This is a genomic window from Streptomyces sp. RK9 (genome assembly GCF_045070545.1).
GTDB classification, from domain to species: domain Bacteria; phylum Actinomycetota; class Actinomycetes; order Streptomycetales; family Streptomycetaceae; genus Streptomyces; species Streptomyces alboflavus.
Genome location: NZ_CP173704.1, coordinates 1,152,068 through 1,169,992, shown reverse-complemented (window position 1 = coordinate 1,169,992; position 17,925 = coordinate 1,152,068). Strand labels below are relative to the sequence as shown.

14 protein-coding genes are annotated in these 17,925 nt (G+C 72.4%); 6 read left to right on the top strand and 8 right to left on the bottom strand.

The features are described 5' to 3' along the window. Positions 1-22: 22 nt before the first annotated feature. The 3 genes from AB6L24_RS25390 to AB6L24_RS25380 all read right to left on the bottom strand — a co-directional run bounded on the left by AB6L24_RS25390 (position 23) and on the right by AB6L24_RS25380 (position 4,409). Positions 23-2,233 carry a hypothetical protein gene (locus AB6L24_RS25390; RefSeq protein WP_405658772.1) on the bottom strand — a complete coding sequence of 737 codons (2,211 nt, stop codon included), beginning with the start codon at positions 2,231-2,233 and terminating at the stop codon, positions 23-25. Positions 2,234-2,547: 314 nt separating this feature from the next. Further along, positions 2,548-3,753 carry a winged helix DNA-binding domain-containing protein gene (locus tag AB6L24_RS25385; RefSeq protein WP_405658770.1) on the bottom strand — a complete coding sequence of 402 codons (1,206 nt, stop codon included), beginning with the start codon at positions 3,751-3,753 and terminating at the stop codon, positions 2,548-2,550. Next, complete coding sequence (locus AB6L24_RS25380) at positions 3,750-4,409, bottom strand: TetR/AcrR family transcriptional regulator (RefSeq protein WP_405658768.1); 660 nt, start codon at positions 4,407-4,409, stop codon at positions 3,750-3,752. Before AB6L24_RS25380 ends, AB6L24_RS25385 begins: the two co-directional genes overlap by 4 nt. Positions 4,410-4,588: 179 nt before the next feature. Between AB6L24_RS25380 and AB6L24_RS25375 the strand changes: the two genes are divergently transcribed. Together AB6L24_RS25375 and AB6L24_RS25370 are read left to right on the top strand one after the other, a co-directional pair. Beyond that, positions 4,589-4,975, top strand: a complete 387-nt coding sequence (locus tag AB6L24_RS25375; RefSeq protein WP_405658766.1) for a VOC family protein — start codon at positions 4,589-4,591, stop codon at positions 4,973-4,975. A 2-nt stretch (positions 4,976-4,977) separates the two neighbouring features. Then, on the top strand, positions 4,978-5,361 hold the full coding sequence (locus AB6L24_RS25370) for a VOC family protein (RefSeq protein ID WP_405658764.1): 384 nt from the start codon (positions 4,978-4,980) through the stop codon (positions 5,359-5,361). 33 nt (positions 5,362-5,394) lie between these two features. Here AB6L24_RS25370 and AB6L24_RS25365 read toward each other — a convergent pair whose 3' ends face one another. Next, on the bottom strand, positions 5,395-5,748 hold the full coding sequence (locus AB6L24_RS25365; RefSeq protein ID WP_405658762.1) for an SCO0607 family lipoprotein: 354 nt from the start codon (positions 5,746-5,748) through the stop codon (positions 5,395-5,397). A gap of 133 nt (positions 5,749-5,881) precedes the next feature. After that, positions 5,882-7,690: an aspartate--tRNA ligase gene (gene aspS / locus AB6L24_RS25360; RefSeq protein WP_405658759.1), complete on the bottom strand. Its 1,809-nt coding sequence runs from the start codon at positions 7,688-7,690 to the stop codon at positions 5,882-5,884. Between the two features lie 213 nt (positions 7,691-7,903). Here aspS and AB6L24_RS25355 point away from each other — a divergent pair, with 213 nt between their 5' ends. Continuing rightward, entirely contained in the window at positions 7,904-10,282 is a 2,379-nt protein-coding gene (locus AB6L24_RS25355; RefSeq protein ID WP_405658757.1) for a SpoIIE family protein phosphatase, read from the top strand. Here the strand turns inward: AB6L24_RS25355 and AB6L24_RS25350 are convergent. The 3 genes from AB6L24_RS25350 to AB6L24_RS25340 form a co-directional block, all read right to left on the bottom strand. Beyond that, a complete protein-coding gene (locus tag AB6L24_RS25350; RefSeq protein WP_405663323.1) occupies positions 10,195-11,247 on the bottom strand; it encodes an AI-2E family transporter in 1,053 nt (350 codons plus the stop codon). The genes AB6L24_RS25355 and AB6L24_RS25350 overlap by 88 nt on opposite strands. A 180-nt stretch (positions 11,248-11,427) precedes the next feature. Continuing rightward, positions 11,428-12,384 (bottom strand): pirin family protein, encoded by a 957-nt coding sequence (locus AB6L24_RS25345; RefSeq protein ID WP_405658755.1) that lies wholly within the window; start codon positions 12,382-12,384, stop codon positions 11,428-11,430. 152 nt (positions 12,385-12,536) lie between these two features. Next, complete coding sequence (locus tag AB6L24_RS25340; protein WP_030362335.1) at positions 12,537-13,016, bottom strand: SseB family protein; 480 nt, start codon at positions 13,014-13,016, stop codon at positions 12,537-12,539. A 469-nt stretch (positions 13,017-13,485) separates the two neighbouring features. Between AB6L24_RS25340 and AB6L24_RS25335 the strand changes: the two genes are divergently transcribed. From AB6L24_RS25335 to AB6L24_RS25325, 3 genes are all read left to right on the top strand, one after another. Beyond that, the gene (locus tag AB6L24_RS25335) at positions 13,486-14,346 is read left to right on the top strand and encodes an alpha/beta fold hydrolase (RefSeq protein WP_405658752.1); all 861 of its coding nucleotides are present in this window, start codon (positions 13,486-13,488) and stop codon (positions 14,344-14,346) included. Between the two features lie 162 nt (positions 14,347-14,508). Beyond that, a complete protein-coding gene (locus AB6L24_RS25330; RefSeq protein ID WP_405658749.1) occupies positions 14,509-16,335 on the top strand; it encodes an acyl-CoA dehydrogenase in 1,827 nt (608 codons plus the stop codon). A gap of 283 nt (positions 16,336-16,618) precedes the next feature. Continuing rightward, positions 16,619-17,923 (top strand): M18 family aminopeptidase, encoded by a 1,305-nt coding sequence (locus AB6L24_RS25325; RefSeq protein ID WP_405658747.1) that lies wholly within the window; start codon positions 16,619-16,621, stop codon positions 17,921-17,923. The last annotated feature ends 2 nt before the right edge of the window (positions 17,924-17,925 follow it).

Sequence of the window (17,925 nt, the reverse complement as noted above, 5' to 3'; positions counted from 1 at the left end):
TCGCCGGCCGGGGTCCGTCGCGCTAGCCGAGGTGCCGCGTGCACGCGCACGGCTTCAACGGCTGTCTCTCCTGGGCCCGTTGCGCCCACTCCCCGGCCGTGCGCGTGAGCACCTCCGTGCCCGGCACCGGCTCCTCGCCGAGCCGGTCGAGCAACGGCCGCCACGTGCCCGTGAGCGCCTGGTCGACCGGGCGCGTCCGGTCCTCGTACAGCCACACCGCGTGCAGCAGCCGGTCGACGCGGCGCCGCAGCCAGTCGCCGCCTGCGGGCGGGGCCTCGCCGAGCGCGCGGGCGTGCCGGTCGTCCGGCGCGCCGGACAGCGGGGCCGCGCACGGGGCGCCCGCGACGGCGAGCAGTTCCTCGCACCACCGCGCCATGGAGCGCGAGGGGTCCCGCAGCGGGAACGCCCCGGTCAGATGGTCGACGGCCGCCTCGACGCCCCCGGCGGCGAGGTGGTGGTGGGCCGCGTGCGCGGCGGCCGTGCCGCACGGCTCGTCGGCAGCCGGGTCGGCTGGGTCGGCGCGGCCCGCGAAGTGGGCGCGCAGCAGCTCGTGGTCCTCCTGCCAGGCCGCGCCGTGCGGACGCAGCCGGTACAGCCGGCGCATCAGCAGATGCCGGAGCCCCCGGTCGCCGATGAAGTGGCGCGGGCACTGCGGCCAGCCGCTGTCGGCGAGGAGTTCGGTGATGCGGTACGCGGACAGGCGCTCGTCGCGGCCCTCCTGGCAGGCCTGCATCAGGGCTTGCGCGCACGCCCCGGTGTGGGCGACCGACAGATGGCTGAGCAGGTCGAGCCAGTGGTCGTGCTGCTCGGGCGGCAGTTCCTCGGGGAGCTGCCGGGTCACCAGGTCGTCCAGGAGCAGGTCGGCGACCGGCACGGGCCGTCCCTCCGGCTCCGCCCGAGAGCGCACCGGCGCGTCCAGGAGGTCCCAGTCGGTGAACGCGGCCGGGTCCGGCGCCCGCAGCGACGCGGCGCCCTCGCCGAGGCGCGTCACGAACCGGGGCCGACCGCCGCTGAGGCGGTGGATGCCGCTCTCCACGCGCAGCCGCGATGCGTGCTCGCCGGGCTGGTGCCCGGCGGGGCCGGGGTGCGCGGGGTCGCGGCCCCCGTGCCCCTGGAGCCGCGCCACCTCGTTGTTCTGCTGCTCCGTCGTCAGCGTCGGCATGCCCACGAGCAGGGCGCCCCGCGCGGGCGCGACAAGGCCCGGCACACCGCCCTGCCTGCGCTGCCAGGCGGGCAGCCCGCCGTCACCGGGACCCCAGGACGTCACGACCCCCGCGTCGGCGTCCGTCGACCGGTAGAGGAAGCGGCCGCCGTCCGCGCGGCGGGCCGTCGCGCACACCACCACCCGGTCGTGGTGCCCGCTCTCCCGGTCGAGCAGGACGGGCCGGAGCAGCCGTCTGCCGAGGGCGTTGTCGGCGTGGTCGAGCAGCACGGCGGGCCGCCCGGCCCGCGCCATCCGCCCCCGTACCGAGGTGTACGCGGCCTCCACGTCCTCCCGCAGCGCCCGGAACAGGAAGCTCTCGGCGTTGGCGCGGCCCTCGCCGCCCTGCTGGAAGTCGACGCTCAGGGCGTGCAGGCCGAGCCGGGGGTGTCCGGCCGCGCCCGAGTAGGCGCCGTAGCAGTCCTCCAGGGTGGCCTTGCCCTCCGAGGAGACCCGCTCGAAGAGTTCGTCGAGGATGGCGGTGATGAGCGGGGTGGCGAGGGGCTGGGCGGCGAAGAGGGCCGCGAGCGCGGCGAGGTAGGAGCGGAACGCGCGGTGCAGCACACCGCCCCAGAACGAGCCCTTCGGCAGCAGGTCGTCGTGCCTGCGCACCTCGTCGAGCCCGGCGGCCTGGCCCGCGAGCGGGTCCCCGGCCGCGACGGCCACCAGGCCCGCGTACAGGCGCGGCACCCCGATGGCCCCGCCGTCCCCGCTCCAGGCGCCGAACTGCACGGCCAACTCCCGCAGGGCCTCGGTGACTTCGGAGCGGGTGCTCGGGTGCTGGGCGGCCCGTTCGGCGTGCACGGGCGCGGCGCAGTCGAGGTGGGCCGCGGGGATGTGGCGCCCGAACTCGTCCCGTACGCAGCGCAGGAGTCGCCCCTTGCCCATGCCGGGGCCGCCGGTCAGGAACACCACCGGCAGGTCGGGCCCGTACAGGAGCGGGCGGTTGCGCCCCTTGCAGGTCTTGCCGAGCAGCCGGGCGACCAGGCCGTCGTCGTCCAGCAGCTTGCCGAATCCCAGATCGTCGGACACCGGCCCCCCGATGTGTCGCCGTTCTGCCCGTCCGGCGCGCGCCGCGCGCGCCCCGCGTGCACGCACTGTGTGCGTGATGAATCGTCAGAGTAGTGGAGTGGCCCGGGAATGGGACCGGGCTGTCCGAAGTCACCGGGCGGGGCGCCCTGCCTCGGGCGGCAACCCTCCCCGCCGCTCCGCGGCGGGTTCCCCCGCCCGCCCCCAAGCTCTCGGCTCCGCTCGAGCAGGGGGACCCCCATCCCGTTACTGCCGTCCCCGCGGCGCCCTCGGGGGGATGTGCCCCGGCGCCCGCGCGCCAGACCCCCCTCACCCCCTCACCCCTTCCCTCCCACCAACTCCCTCTCCAGCGGCGTCCGGTACGCCGGCGTCACCCGCGTCGGGCCGAGCCACGCGGCCAGTTCCCCGGCCCGCCCCGCCACCGCCTCCCGCGCCTCCGCGCCCACGTCCGTGAGCAGGCGGTACGCCACCTCGCCGTCCGCGCGCTGGGCCCACGCGCCGACGATCCGGCCGTCGGCCCAGACGGTCGGGCCGATGTTGCCGTTGCGGTCGAAGAGGACGGGGACGTGCGCCGGGTCGAGGTAGAAGTCGCGGTGGCGGCGGCCCATCGGTGTGGGGTCGAGGCCGGGGAGCAGGGCGACCCAGGGTTCGGCGGCGGGCACGGGGGCCTCGTCGTCGGGCGCGAGGCAGCCGGTACCGCCGCCGTCCAGGTCCACCTCCACCGCGCCCGCCGCCGCGAGCGCCTTGCGGGCGTCGGTGAGCGTCCAGCCCGTCCACCACTTCAGGTCGTCCACGGTGACCGGGCCGAAGGCGTGCAGATAGCGGTGGGCGAGGGCGGCCTTGGCCGTGACGGGATCGGCGTCGGGGCCGAGGCCGGAGTCGGTTCCGTCCGCCGGGAGTTCGGGGGCGACCGTCCACCGGAACTGGCTGGACGTCCAGCTGCCGCGCGGCCTGGCCCGCCGGATGCGCCCCTCGGCCGCGAGGACCCGCAGGATCCGCGAGCCCGCGCTCTGCCAGGCCTCGTACGACTTGCCGGGGTGCACGAGCACCTTCTCCGCCAGCGCCGGTACGTCGACGGCGAGTTCGGCGGCGCCCGCGGTGCCCCGGGCGGCGAGCGCGGCGAGTACGTCCCGCTCCACAGCGGCGTACCTGCGCTCGTCCCAGCCCGCCCCCGCCAGGAACGCCGCGCAGCCCGCGCGCTCCTTGGCGGCGACGGCCCGCGCGGTCGAGGCGTGCACGAGCGGCGCGAGCGGTGTCGGCACCACGAACATGGTGCGCCGCATGCACAGCATCCGCGTCACCGTGAGGTCGTCGTACAGGCCGCGCTCGACCTCGGCGACGGTGGGCTTCGCGAGGCGCGCGGCGGCGGACAGGAACACCGTGGCCGGGTCGGTGGCGTGCAGGCCGACCAAGGCGTCGGCGACGTCCTCGATCCGGGCGGCGCGGGAGCGGGGCCGCAGCAGGTGCCGGGCCCCGAGCCGGTGCCTGCGCTCGGCTTCGGTGACGGTGCGGCGGGCGCTCACCGGGCGGCCTCCTGCCCGGCGTCCGGGGTGAGCTCCGCGTCCGAGGTGAGCTCCGCGTCCGCGGTGAGCGCCGGATTCGGGGTGAGCGCCGGATTCGGGGTGAGGATCCGCCGCAGGATCCGCTCGACCTCCGCCCGGGTCGGCGGGGCGGGGGCCGCGAGTGCGCGCAGGCTGATCCCCATCAGGGCTGCGCCCGCGGCGGCCGCCGTCTCCGGGTCCGTGTAATGGGCCAGGGCCCTTACGGACAGCTCGTTGTGCTCCTCGGCGACGGCCCGCAGCGCGGGGCGGCGAAGGGCGGCCAGGTAGAGCTCGAACTCCACGACCTGCTGGGCGCGTTCGGGCCCATCCGCGGGCGGCAGCACGGCGTCGGCGAGCAGCACGGCGCACTGGTCGGGCGTGAGGTCGGGTCGGCGCGCCACCCACTCGTCGAGATACGCCCCGAACCGGTCGACGGAGCGGCGCAGCGCGGCCGCGATCAGGTCGTCCTTCGTGGCGAAGTGGTACGTCGTCGCGCCCAGCGGCACCCCCGCCTCGGCGGCGACCGCGCGGTGCGTCACGCCCTCGACGCCCCGCACGGCGATGACCCGCTCGGTGGCTTCGACGATCTCCTCGACCCGCCGCGCGGGATCCCGGCGGCGACGCCCTTCGACGGCCATACGGGGCTCCTCAGCACACAGGGACGACTTGATCAGTACGTACGTACAGTATCGCCAATCCCCTCACCAGGTGAAATCGAATGCGAAAGATGTCCGTATTGCACCCTTGCTCAGCCTGCCTTACAGTACAGATGTACTAGTTACCGCCCACCCCATCCCCACCCCGAGAGGTGATCCCCATGAGCTCCCCCGTCATCGCCCCCTGCCTCGGCGTCACGGACACCGACGTCACCGTCGCCTTCTACGAGAAGCTCGGCTTCACGGCGCTGCCCGGCAACGACGACCCCGACGACGACTTGCGCATCCTGCTGTTCGACGGCAGGTTCGCGCTGATGGTCCACCGCGCCGAGCACCTGCGGAAGTGGCTGCCGGTGCACAAGGACTTCCCGGTGGGAGCGTTCGGCATGTTCTATCTGGGTGTGGCCGACTTCGACGGGTACGTGGAGCGGATCAGGCCGCTGGTCGACGTGATCAAGGAGACCGACGTCGAGGGCCGCAAGATCCTGTACTTCACCGACCCCGACGGCTACGTCATCGGCGTCAACCAGCGCCAGGAGGGCGAGTGACCATGACGGACCCCGTCACCGGCAAGATCGCCTCGTACGCCTTCTGGGGCCACGACGGCCGCGCGCTCGCCGACTTCTGGGCGGCGGCGCTCGGCTGGCGGCTCACCCAGGAGTACCCGGACGAGAACGGCGTGCCCGTCGCCTTCACGGTCACCGACGGCACGACGACGTACATCTTCTACACGGCCGAGAACCACAGGCCGCCGAACTGGCCCGCCGAGGAACTGCCCTTCCACCTCGACCTGAGCTTCCCGGACGTCGCGGCGGCCGAGCGACGCCTGCTCGACCTCGGCGCGACCAAGCCCGAGCACCAGCCCGGCGGGGAGTACTGGACGGTCTTCCTCGACCCGTCGGGGCAGCCGTTCTGCGTCAGCGCGGCCACCTGACGCCGACGCCGCGCCGACCGGTCCCGGCCCCGGTCAGCCCGCCTCGTCCGCGTCCGGATCGTCGATGATCTTGCCGTTCTCGTCGAGCGTGTGCGTCCGCCAGTACACGTCCCACTTGTCGTCGACGTGCTTGGGCACCTTGCCCTCGGGGTAGCGCACGTACCCCGACGGCGGCTTGTCGTCGTTCGAGACACAGGCCGAGCCCGTGCCGTTCACGGTCATCACCGGATACTCGTCGCCCATGCAGACGTCCTCTTTGAAGTCGAGGGCGGAGCAGCCGGTGAGGGCCATGAGGGCGGCCCCGCCGGCGAGGGCGACGGCGACGACGGGGCGGACCCGGCGCCGGGACGCCGCGGTGGGCCTGCTGCTCCTGCGCGACACGAGCATGGTGGTCTCCAGTCGTTGGACGTGCCACCCACTCTCGCCGCCGGACGTCACCGGTACCTGAGTACGCGTACTCAAACAGCGAAGGGCCCCGACCGCGTCAACGGTCGGGGCCCCTGCTGCCGTGTGCCGGAGGCTACTTGGCGTCCTGCTCGCCCTTGGCGGCGGCGCCCTCGCCCTTGGCGGCGGCCACCGGCTTGCGCAAGGAGATGTTCAGCTCCTTGAGGCGGGACTCCTCCAGCTCGGTCGGGGCGCCCATCATCAGGTCCTGGGCGTTGCCGTTGAGCGGGAAGGCGATCGTCTCGCGGATGTTCGGCTCGTCGGCGAGCAGCATCACGATGCGGTCGACGCCGGGGGCGATGCCGCCGTGCGGCGGGGCGCCGAGGCGGAAGGCCTTCAGCATGCCCTTGAACTCGTGCTCGACGGTCTCGGCGTCGTAGCCCGCGATCGCGAAGGCCTTCAGCATGACGTCGGGCTCGTGGTTCCGGATGGCGCCGGAGGACAGCTCGATGCCGTTGCAGACGATGTCGTACTGCCAGGCGAGGATGTCGAGCGGGTCCTTCTCCTCCAGGTCCTTCATGCCGCCCTGGGGCATGGAGAAGGGGTTGTGGGAGAAGTCGATCTTCCCGGTGTCCTCGTCCTTCTCGTACATCGGGAAGTCGACGATCCAGCAGAACCGGAAGACGTTCTCCTCGAAGTGCCCGGCGCGCTTGGCGGCCTCGACGCGCACCGCGCTCATGATCTTGGAGACCTCGTCGAACTCGCCCGCGCCGAAGAAGACGGCGTGGCCGGGGGCGAGGGAGAGGCGCTTGGTCAGCTCCTCCACATTGCCCTCGGTCAGGAACTTCGCGATCGGGCCCGTCAGCGAGCCGTCCTCGGCGACGCGCACCCAGGCCAGGCCCTTCGCGCCGTGCTCGACCGCGTACTCACCGAGGCCGTCGAAGAACTTGCGGGACTGCGACGCGGTGTCCGGCACCGGCAGGGCGCGCACGTGCTTGCCCGCGAACGCCTTGAACTCGGAGTCGGCGAACACGTCCGTGATGTCGACGAGTTCGAGCTTGGCGCGCAGGTCCGGCTTGTCGTTGCCGTACTTCAGCATCGACTCGCGGAACGGGATGCGCGGGAAGGGGGACGTCACCTCGCGGCCGCCGCCGAACTCGGTGAACAGCTCCGTCATCAGCTTCTCGATCGGCTGGAAGACGTCCTCCTGCTCGACGAAGCTCATCTCGACGTCGAGCTGGTAGAACTCGCCCGGCGAGCGGTCCGCGCGGGCGTCCTCGTCGCGGAAGCAGGGCGCGATCTGGAAGTACCGGTCGAAGCCGGAGATCATCAGGAGCTGCTTGAACTGCTGCGGGGCCTGCGGCAGGGCGTAGAACTTGCCCGGGTTCAGACGGGAGGGGACCACGAAGTCGCGCGCGCCCTCGGGGGAGGTCGCGGTGAGGATCGGGGTCGCCATCTCGTTGAAGCCGAGGGCCACCATCTTCGAGCGGATCGAGGCGATCACGGCGCTGCGCAGCATGATGTTCCGGTGCATGCGCTCGCGGCGCAGGTCCAGGAAGCGGTACTCCAGGCGGCGCTCCTCGTTCACGCCGTCCTCGGCGTTGATCGTGAAGGGCAGCGGGGCGGCCGCGCCGAGCACCTCGACCTCGACGGCCTCGATCTCGACCTCGCCGGTGGGCAGCTCCGGGTTCACGTTCTCCGCGCCGCGCGAGACGACCTTGCCGTCGACGCGGACGACCGTCTCCTTGGAGAGCTTGTCCAGGGTCTCGGCCGCGGCGGTGCCGGGGCGGGCGACGAGCTGCGTGATGCCGTAGTGATCACGGATGTCGATGAAGAGGATGCCGCCCAGGTCGCGCCGATTGTGCAGCCATCCGCTCAGCCGGACGTCGGTGCCGACGTCAGAGGCCCGGAGCTCACCGCACGTGTGCGACCTGTACCGATGCATCGTCGTTCATCCAGTCTTTCGGAATCGGGGAGTGCCCGGCCGGGGGCCTGCCCCGGCGGGTGTGAAGAAGGTGCTGGCTGTCAAGGCTACCGTCCGGTGGAAGATCACTTCCCCCCGTATTCGGGCGCCCCCCGGTGTCCCGTCTGCCCGCGCGTCCCGGGGCGGGCGGGCACAAGGTGGCGAGCGGTGCACAACTGTTCCTACAGTGATTCAATGCGCACCGATGAGCCCCGCGAGCAGGTGGGGGACGCCTCCCTGCCCCCCGACCGGGACTCCCTCCCGCCCGTGAGCGCCGTGCTCTCGATCATCGCCACCGGCCTGTGGCGCTGGGACAACGCCACCGGGACCGTCACTCTCGACGCCGAGGCGGCCCGGCTGCTCGGCCTCCCGCCGCACGCCCAGACCACCACCGAGGCGGGTGTGCGCTCCCGCTTCCACCCCGTCGACTGGAACGAGATCCACGGCATCGTGCAGCTCGCCGTCGCCGAGGGCACCCTCGCCGAGGCCCGCCTGCGGATCATGGACGAGCAGGGCCGCCGCGTCCTGCGCACGGTGCGCAGCCGTACGAAGCCGATCGTCCACGAGGGCGGCAGCACCTACGAACTGCTCGGCACCATCCAGGAGGTCTCCGAGCCGTCCCCCGGCTCGGCCGCCCGCTCGCCCGTCACCGGGGACTGGCGCCGCTCCCGCGAGGCGTTCCTGCTCGACGCGGGCCGCGCGCTCGCGGAGGCACGGTCCACCAAGGAGGTCCTGCGGGTCGCCGCGGGCCTGTCCATGCCGGGCTTCTCGCCGGACGGGCTCGCCGTCTTCGGCGCCAAGGCGGACCGCCTGACCCTCGTCGGCCACCACGGCCACCACGGCTACGGCCACGACGACCCGCTCGCCTCGATGCCGCTGGACACCGACTACCCGGCCGCGGAGGTCCTGCGCACCGGCCGCGCGGTCTATCTGTCGTCCCCCGCGGACTACCGCCGCCGCTACCCGACCGCGTGGCCGCTGGCCTCGCGCTTCGAGCGGCAGTCCTGGGCGTTCCTGCCGCTGATCGTCGCGGGCCGCACGATGGGCGCGTGGATGGCGGCGTTCACCTACCCCGTGTCGTTCACGCCCGACGAGCGCTCGGTCCTGACGACGGTCGCGCGCATGCTGGCGCAAGCCCTGTCGCGGGCCGGGGTCGCGGAGTCCGAGCGGGAGCTGACGGAGGGCCTGCAGCGCTCGATGCTGCCGGTGCTCGGCCCGGAGATCCCCGGCATGAGCGTCGCCGCGCGCTACGTACCGACGGGCGGGGGCCTTCAGGTCGGCGGCGACTGGTACGACGTGATCCCGCTGCCGAGCGGCCGCATCGCCTTCGTCATCGGCGACGTGCAGGGCCACGACGTGCGGGCGGCGGGTCTGATGGGGCAGCTGCGCATCGCCCTGCGCGCGTACGCCTCCGAGGGGCACCGCCCGGACGCGGTGCTGTCCCGCGCCACGCGCTTCCTGTCCGGCATCACGGACGGCATCGCCTACGGGTCGACGGACACCCGCGACGACCACGGGGGCGCGGCGGCCGACCCGCGCTTCGCGACCTGCCTGTACGTGGAGGCGGATCCGGCGACCGGGGTCCTGGAGATCGCCCGCGCGGGCCATCCCGAGCCCGTCATACGCATGAGTGACGGGACGGTCCTCCAGCGGCCCATCGCGGGCGGCCTCCCCCTCGGCATCGACCCGGACGCGGACTACCCGACGACCCGCCTGGTCCTCGACACCGGCGAGACCATGCTGATCTGCACGGACGGCTTGATCGAGACGGGCGGCCACGACCTGGAGACGGGCTGGACGCGGATCCGCAGGATTCTTGAGCAGGCCGAAGACGGAGGGGCCGGAGGGGCCGGTGGGGCCGGCAGGGCCGACAGGACTGGCGGGGCGGGCACCGAGGGAGACGCCGTCGAGCCCGAGGGGCACGAGGGCTTCGGTGCCTACGAGGCCCCGCCGACCGGCGACGACAGCCTCGAAGTGCTCGCCGACACCCTCGTCCAGGCCGTGCACGGGCCCTCCTCGCACCACACCACGGGCCCCCTCGCCGACCGCCGCGAGGACGACATCGCCGTGCTGCTGCTCCGCCGCACCGGCCGCCCCGACCAGCGCGCCCACGCCCGGCGCACGATGCTGACCATCGCCCAGGCCGAGCCGGAGCGCGTCGCGGGGGCGCGCCAGCACCTGCGGGACCTGCTGCACGACTGGTCGGACGCCGACCAGGTCGACTCGGCGGTCCTGCTGGTCTCCGAGATGATCACCAATGTGCTCGTGCACACCGACGGCGACGCGCTCCTGGTCGCCGAGGTCACCGGCGAGGTCCGGGCGCGCAGGCTCCGGGTGGAGGTCGCCGACGGCAGCGACGACCTGCCGCACAAGCGCCACCCCGGCGAACTCGCCTCGTCCGGGCGGGGACTCGTGCTCATGGAGCTGCTCGCCGACCAGTGGGGGGTGGATCCGCGGGGCGAGGGCAAGAGCATCTGGTTCGAGCTCTACGAAGGCTCGGGGGACTCGCCCGGCGAGGGTGACGCTCCTGGGGCCGGAGACTTCGGCGGCGCGGACCCGGACGCCGCGCTGTAGCGGGCGCGCAGCTCGGAGAGCACGCCGAACGCGGCGGCCGTCAGCGGTACGGCGAGCAGCATCCCGATGATCCCGGCGACGGACGCCCCCGCGGTGATCGCCAGCATCACCACCGCCGGATGCATCTGCACGGTCCGGCTCTGGATCATCGGCTGGAGCACGTGCCCTTCGAGGACCTGCACGGCGAGGACCACGCCGAGCGCCCACAGCGCGATGACGGGACCGCGGTCGGCGAGGGCGACGAGGACGGCGATGGCGCCCGAGAGGAACGCCCCCAGGTACGGGATGTAGGCGCCGACGAACACGAGCGCGCCGAGCCCGGCGGCACCCGGCACGCGCAGGATCAGCAGGCCGACGGTGATGCACACGGCGTCGATCAGCGCGATGAACGTCGTACCGCGCATGAAGCCCTCGACGGCCGTGAACGCGCGGCGTGCCATGGCCTCCACGGTGTCGGCGGAGGACGCGGGCACCAGGGAGCGCAGGGCGCCCGCGGTCTTGTGCGAGTCGCGCAGGAAGAAGAACACGAGCAGCAGCGCGAGCACGGCGGTCGCGATCATCTCGCCGACCACGCTGATCCCGCTCACCACCCCGGAGGCCGCGGTGCCGCCGAACTTCCCGAGGAGGTCCTTGGCGTTGGACGCGAGGTCGTCGAGGGAGGTGCCGGCCGCGCCGAAGTGCTTCGACAGGTCGACGGCGGCTTCCTTGAGGGACGAGATGATCTGGTCGCCGGTGTCGATGAGCGCCTTGACCACGATGTACGTGGCGCCGCCGACGACCGCGAGCACGGCGGCGCAGGTCAGGCCCGCGGCGAGCGAGCGCTGCACCCGCATCCGCACGAGCCGCCGGTACAGCGGCCCGAGCAGCGCGGTGCCGAGGAGCGCGAGCAGCACGGGGGTGACGGCCGTCTTGAGCACCGTGCACAGCCACACGCCGACCCCGGCCACACCGGCGACGAGCAGCATGACCACGCACCAGGCGGCCACGCGCCGCACGGCCTCGGGCAGAAGGGTGTGCACGGCTCCACCCGAACACGGCGGTACGGCCTACGCAGCGGAGCGTAGGCCGTACGGACGGCGCCGGGTCACCTCGGTGTGCGGGCGGATCGCATGCCGTGGTGCCGGGTCACATGCCGTGGAGCAGGGTCACATGCCGTGCACGGCGGGGACCTTGCCCAGCAGGCCCTTCTGGAAGTCCTCGAAGGCCTGCTGCAGCTCCGCGCGGGTGTTCATCACGAACGGCCCGTAGTGCGCCATGGGCTCCCGGATGGGCTGCCCGCCGAGCAGCACGACCTCCAGGTCGGGCGTGTGGGAGTCCTGCTTCTCGTCCGCCCGGACGGTCAGCGAGCCGCCCGCTCCGAAGACGGCGGTCTGCCCGATCTCGACGGGCCGCCGCTCCGCGCCGACGGTGCCGCGTCCCGCGAGGACGTACGCGAGGCCGTTGAAGTCCTCCCGCCAGGGCAGCGTGACCTCGGCGCCGGGCCGCACGGTCGCGTGCACCATCGTGATCGGCGTGTGCGTGATGCCCGGGCCCTCGTGGCCGTCCAGCTCGCCCGCGATGACCCGCAGCAGCGCACCGCCGTCGCCGGTGGTCAGGAGCTGCACCTGGCCGCCCCGGATGTCCTGGTAGCGGGGGTCCATCATCTTGTCCTTGGCGGGCAGGTTCACCCACAGCTGGAGGCCGTGGAAGAGGCCGCCGGACATGACGAGGGATTCGGGCGGCGCCTCGATGTGAAGCAGCCCGGACCCGGCGGTCATCCACTGGGTGTCGCCGTTCTGGATGGTGCCGCCGCCACCGTTGGAGTCCTGGTGCACGAAGGTGCCGTCGATCAGGTACGTCACGGTCTCGAAGCCGCGGTGGGGGTGCCAGGGCGTGCCCTTGGGCTCCCCGGCCGCGTACTCCACCTCGCCCATCTGGTCCATCATGATGAACGGGTCGAGGTACTTGTAGTTGATCCCGGCGAAGGCGCGCCGCACCGGGAACCCTTCGCCCTCGAAGCCGCTCGGCGCGGTCGTCACGGCGAGCACGGGGCGGGCCACGGCGTCGCCCGGCACGGTCACCCTGGGCAGGGTCAGCGGATTCTCGACGGTCACTGCAGGCATGGATGGGACCTCCTTGTACGCTCAGATTAGTTGAACGTAGAACTTTCTGCCACCTGGAACACAGAACGCCCGGAGGGCATTCCCTCCGGGCGTTGTGGTGATCACTGGGGGCGGGGTCCGTGGCCGAAACCGGCGGCCGCGCCCGCGGTCCGTCATCCGTACATGCGGCGCATGGCGAAGTCGACCATCTGCTCGACCGCCTTCGCGTCGAACACCATGCGGTGCTCGCCCTCCATGTCGAGGACGAAGCCGTAGCCGGTCGGCAGCAGGTCGATGACCTCCGCGCCGGTGATCACGAAGTACTTGGAGTCCTTGCCGGCGTACCGGCGCAGCTCCTTCAGCGACGTGAACATCGGGATGACCGGCTGCTGGGTGTTGTGCAGCGCGAGGAAGCCGGGGTTGTCGCCGCGCGGGCAGTACACCTTCGACGTCGCGAAGACCTGCTGGAAGTCCTCGGCGGCCATCGAGCCCGTGGTGAACGCGCGCACCGCGTCCGCGAGGGACGGAGGCGACGGCTCCGGATACAGCGGGGGCTGCTGGCCGTAACCACCGGGCGATTGCGCTTGCGGCGGCGGCTGTTGCGGCGGGACGTACCCCTGCCCGACACCCGCGTGCTGGTCGTAGCCGTACATACGGGCCAGCGTACCGATTCTGGCGGGGGCGCCATACGCGGACGCCGGTTCCGTGGGGCCCAGGGCGCCCCACGCCCCGGCCGGCCCGGGGCGCCGCCCCCTCCCACCCGCCCACCCGCTTCTGGCCCACCACGAGGTGAACGCCGCCCGCGGGGGCCCTTCGCCGTCGGCGCCTGCGGACCCGTGCCACCCACCTGCCCACTTCCGACCCGAGAGCCCGCCGTCACCGCGACTGCCGCCACCGCTGTGGGCAATCGTCCCGCAGGGCGATAGGGGTCTCCCCTGCTCGAGCGAAGCCGAGAGCTTGGGGAAGGGTGGGCACAGCCCCGGCCCACGGTGCGCTCTCCGCCCCGGGCCGCGTGGCCTGCGGCGGGAGTTTATGTAGCGGTCACTAGACAAAGGTGTGAGAGGGCGGTTACCGTTTTTGTAGCGGGGGCTACAGATACTCGAACCCTAGGGGGACCCAAGCATGTCCGCAGGCACGAGCACGCGCACGCACACGACCGGGGCGCCGTACGCCCGGACCACCGCCGGAAAGGGCCCCGCCCTGCTGTTGGCGCACGGCGCGGGCGGCTCCGTGGAGGCGAACTTCGGGGCCGTCCTGCCGGGGCTCGCGGCGGCCCACAGGGCCGTGGCCGTCGACTATCCGGGGTCGGGGCGGACGCCCCGCGCAAAGGAGCCCCTGACCTTGGACACCCTCGCGGACGAGCTGATCGCCGCGGCCGACGCGGAGGGCGCGGACACCTTCGCTTTGGCGGGGTACTCACTGGGCACCGCCGTGGCCGTCCGCACGGCGGCCCGCCACCCGGACCGGGTGAAGGCCCTGGTCCTGACGGCCCCCTTCGCCCGCCCGGACACCCGCATGACCCTCACCGCCCAGACCTGGCACCACCTGGCCCCGTCCCGCGACCAGGACAAGCCGACCTCGTCCCGCGACCGGGACACGCTGGCCCGCTTCCTGCTCCCCCTCGCCCTGAGCCCCGAGGCCCTGGACGCCCTGACCCCGGAGCAGCTCGCGGCGACCCTGCGGGGCACGGCGGACTCGGCCCCGGAGGGCACCGCGGACCAGGTGGACCTGGTGATCCGCACGGACGTCCGCGCCGACCTGGCCGCGATCACCGCCCCGACCCTGGTCATCACGACCACCCGGGACCAGCTTGTCCCGCCCGCCCTCCAGCGCGAGGTCGCGGCCGGGATCAAGGGCGCCCGAGTGGCCGAGACAGCCACCGGCCACCTCCCCTTCGCCGAGGCCCCCGCCGAGTGGCAGCAGCTGATCACCGACTTCCTGGCCGAGGCGGAGGTGGAGGCCGGGGCGCGGACGAGGTCCTAGCCACGATCCGGAAGCGGCCCCGCCCAAATAGACCCTGCTCACACTTGGGCCATCAGGGGTTGCCCCTTATTACCGACGGGTAGCATCATGGTCAACGACTAGCTACTTACTGGTACGCCCACGAGGATTCCAGCCTCCCAAGCCACTTACGGAGCCGTCGCCATGGGGCACTACAAGTCGAATCTCCGCGACATCGAGTTCAACCTCTTCGAGGTGCTCGGCCGCGACAAGCTGTACGGCAGCGGCCCGTTCGCGGAGATGGACGTCGAGACCGCCAAGAGCATCCTCAGCGAGCTGTGCCGCCTCGCCGAGAACGAGCTCGCCGAGTCCTACGAGGACGCCGACCGCAACCCGCCGGTCTTCGACCCGGCGACCAGCACCGCCCCGGTCCCGGCCTCCTTCAAGAAGAGCTACCAGGCCTTCATGGACTCCGAGTACTGGCGCCTCGGCCTCCCCGAGGAGATCGGCGGCACCACCGCCCCCCGCTCCCTGATCTGGGCGTACGCGGAGCTGCTGCTCGGCGCCAACCCGGCGGTCTGGATGTACTCCTCGGGCCCGGCCTTCGCCGGCATCCTCTTCGAGGAGGGCAACGAGGCGCAGAAGAAGGTCGCCGAGATCGCCGTGGAGAAGCAGTGGGGCTCCACGATGGTCCTCACCGAGCCGGACGCGGGCTCCGACGTGGGCGCGGGCCGCACCAAGGCCGTGCAGCAGGAGGACGGCTCCTGGCACATCGAGGGCGTGAAGCGCTTCATCACGTCCGGTGAGCACGACATGTCGGAGAACATCCTCCACTACGTCCTCGCCCGCCCCGAGGGCCACGGCCCCGGCACCAAGGGCCTGTCCCTCTTCCTCGTGCCGAAGTACGACTTCGACTGGGAGACCGGCGAGCTCGGCGAGCGCAACGGCGTCTACGCGACCAACGTCGAGCACAAGATGGGCCTGAAGGCGTCCAACACCTGCGAGATGACGTTCGGCGACCAGCACCCCGCCAAGGGCTGGCTGATCGGCGACAAGCACGACGGCATCCGCCAGATGTTCCGCATCATCGAGTTCGCCCGGATGATGGTCGGCACGAAGGCGATCTCGACGCTCTCCACGGGCTACCTGAACGCCCTGGAGTACGCCAAGGAGCGCGTCCAGGGCCCCGACCTCGCCCAGTTCATGGACAAGACCGCGCCGAAGGTGACGATCACTCACCACCCGGACGTGCGCCGCTCCCTGATGACGCAGAAGGCGTACGCGGAGGGCATGCGCGCCCTCGTCCTGCACACCGCCGCCGTCCAGGACGAGATCGCGGTCAAGGAGGCGAACGACGAGGACGCCTCCCAGCTCCACGCCCTGAACGACCTGCTCCTGCCCATCGTGAAGGGCTACGGCTCGGAGAAGGCCTACGAGCAGCTGGCGCAGTCGCTCCAGACCTTCGGCGGCTCGGGTTACCTCCAGGAGTACCCGATCGAGCAGTACATCCGCGACGCCAAGATCGACACCCTCTACGAGGGCACCACCGCGATCCAGGGCCAGGACTTCTTCTTCCGGAAGATCGTCCGCAACCAGGGTGCCGCGCTGAACGGCCTCGCCGAGGACATCAAGAAGTTCCTCGCCGTCGGCACCGGCGGCGAGCAGCTCGCCGGGGCCCGTGCGGAGCTGGCCAAGGCGGCCGTCGAGCTGGAGGCCATGGTCGGCGTCATGCTCACCGACCTCGCGGCCACGGAGCAGGACGTCAAGTCCATCTACAAGGTCGGCCTCAACACCACCCGCCTCCTCCTCGCCTCCGGCGACGTCGTCGTCGGGTATCTGCTGCTTCGGGGGGCCGCCGTCGCCGCCGAGAAGCTGGAGACCGCCACGGCGAAGGACCAGGCGTTCTACCAGGGCAAGATCGCCGCGGCCAAGTTCTTCGCCGCGAACGTCCTGCCGGGTGTCGCCACCCAGCGCGCCCTCTCCGAAACGGTCACCCTCGACCTGATGGAGCTGGACGAGGCGGCGTTCTAGCCCGCCCCCTCCGAGACCAGGTGGCCCGCTCCTCCGCCCCGGGGACCGGGCCACCGTCATGTCCTTGTGCCCAGCCGCAGCCGCCGACGGCGAACACACCCCACGGGCGGCGTCCACCTCGCCGTGAGGCAGAAATGGGATGGGGGTCCCCCCTGCTCCTTAAGAGCTTGGGGGAGGGTGGGAGATATCCGCCGCGAAGCGGCGGGACAGGAACAGCCCCGGCGGCGCCGCACACGAAAGAACCACCCCCAGCCCCCCGCAGGGGCGTAGCTAAGGTGACGCCATGAGCACACCCTCCCGCTTCGACCGCGGCCACACCGACGACCTCATCACCTTCCTGGCGGCGAGCCCCTCCCCGTACCACGCCGTGGCGAGCGCCGCCGAGCGCCTGGAGAAGGCCGGCTTCCGGCAGGTCGCCGAGACCGACACCTGGGACGGCTCGACCGGCGGCAAGTACGTGCTGCGGGGCGGCGCGATCGTCGCGTGGTACGTCCCGGAGGGCACCGCCCCCCACACCCCGTACCGCATCGTCGGCGCCCACACCGACTCCCCGAACCTGCGCGTCAAGCCCCTGCCGGACACCGGCGCCCACGGCTGGCGCCAGGTGGCCGTGGAGATCTACGGCGGCCCCCTGCTCAACTCCTGGCTGGACCGCGACCTGGGCCTGGCGGGCCGCCTGTCCCTGCGCGACGGCACCTCCCGCCTGGTCAACATCGACCGCGCCCTGCTCCGCGTACCCCAACTGGCCATCCACATGGACCGCTCGGTGCACACCGACGGCCTGAAGCTCGACAAGCAGAAGCACATGCAGCCCATCTGGGGCCTCGGCGAGGACGTCCGCGAGGGCGACCTGATCCGCTTCGTCGAGGAGGAGTGCGGACTCGCCCCCGGCGAGGTGACCGGCTGGGACCTGATGACCCACTCCATCGAGCCGCCCGCGTACCTGGGCCGCGACCGCGACCTGCTCGCGGGCCCCCGCATGGACAACCTCCTGTCCGTGCACGCCGGTACGGCGGCGCTCGCCGCCGCGGCCACCTGCCCCGATGCCGACGCGCTCCCGTACATCCCCGTCCTCGCCGCCTTCGACCACGAGGAGAACGGCTCGCAGTCCGACACCGGCGCCGACGGCCCGCTGCTCGGCACGGTCCTGGAGCGTTCGGTGTTCGCGCGCGGCGGTACGTACGAGGACAAGGCGCGGGCCTTCGCCGGCACCGTCTGCCTGTCCTCCGACACCGGCCACGCCGTCCACCCCAACTACGCCGAGCGGCACGACCCGACGCACCACCCGCGCGCCAACAAGGGCCCGATCCTGAAGGTGAACGTCAACAACCGGTACGCCACCGACGGCGGCGGCCGTGCCGTCTTCGCCGCCGCCTGCGAGAAGGCGGGCGTGCCGTTCCAGGCGTTCGTCTCCAACAACTCGATGCCCTGCGGCACGACGATCGGCCCGATCACGGCCGCGCGGCACGGCATCAAGACGGTCGACATCGGCGTGGCGATCCTGTCGATGCACAGCGCGCGCGAGCTGTGCGGCGCGGACGACCCGCACCTCCTCGCGGAGGCGCTGCTTGCGTTCCTGGAAGGCTGAAC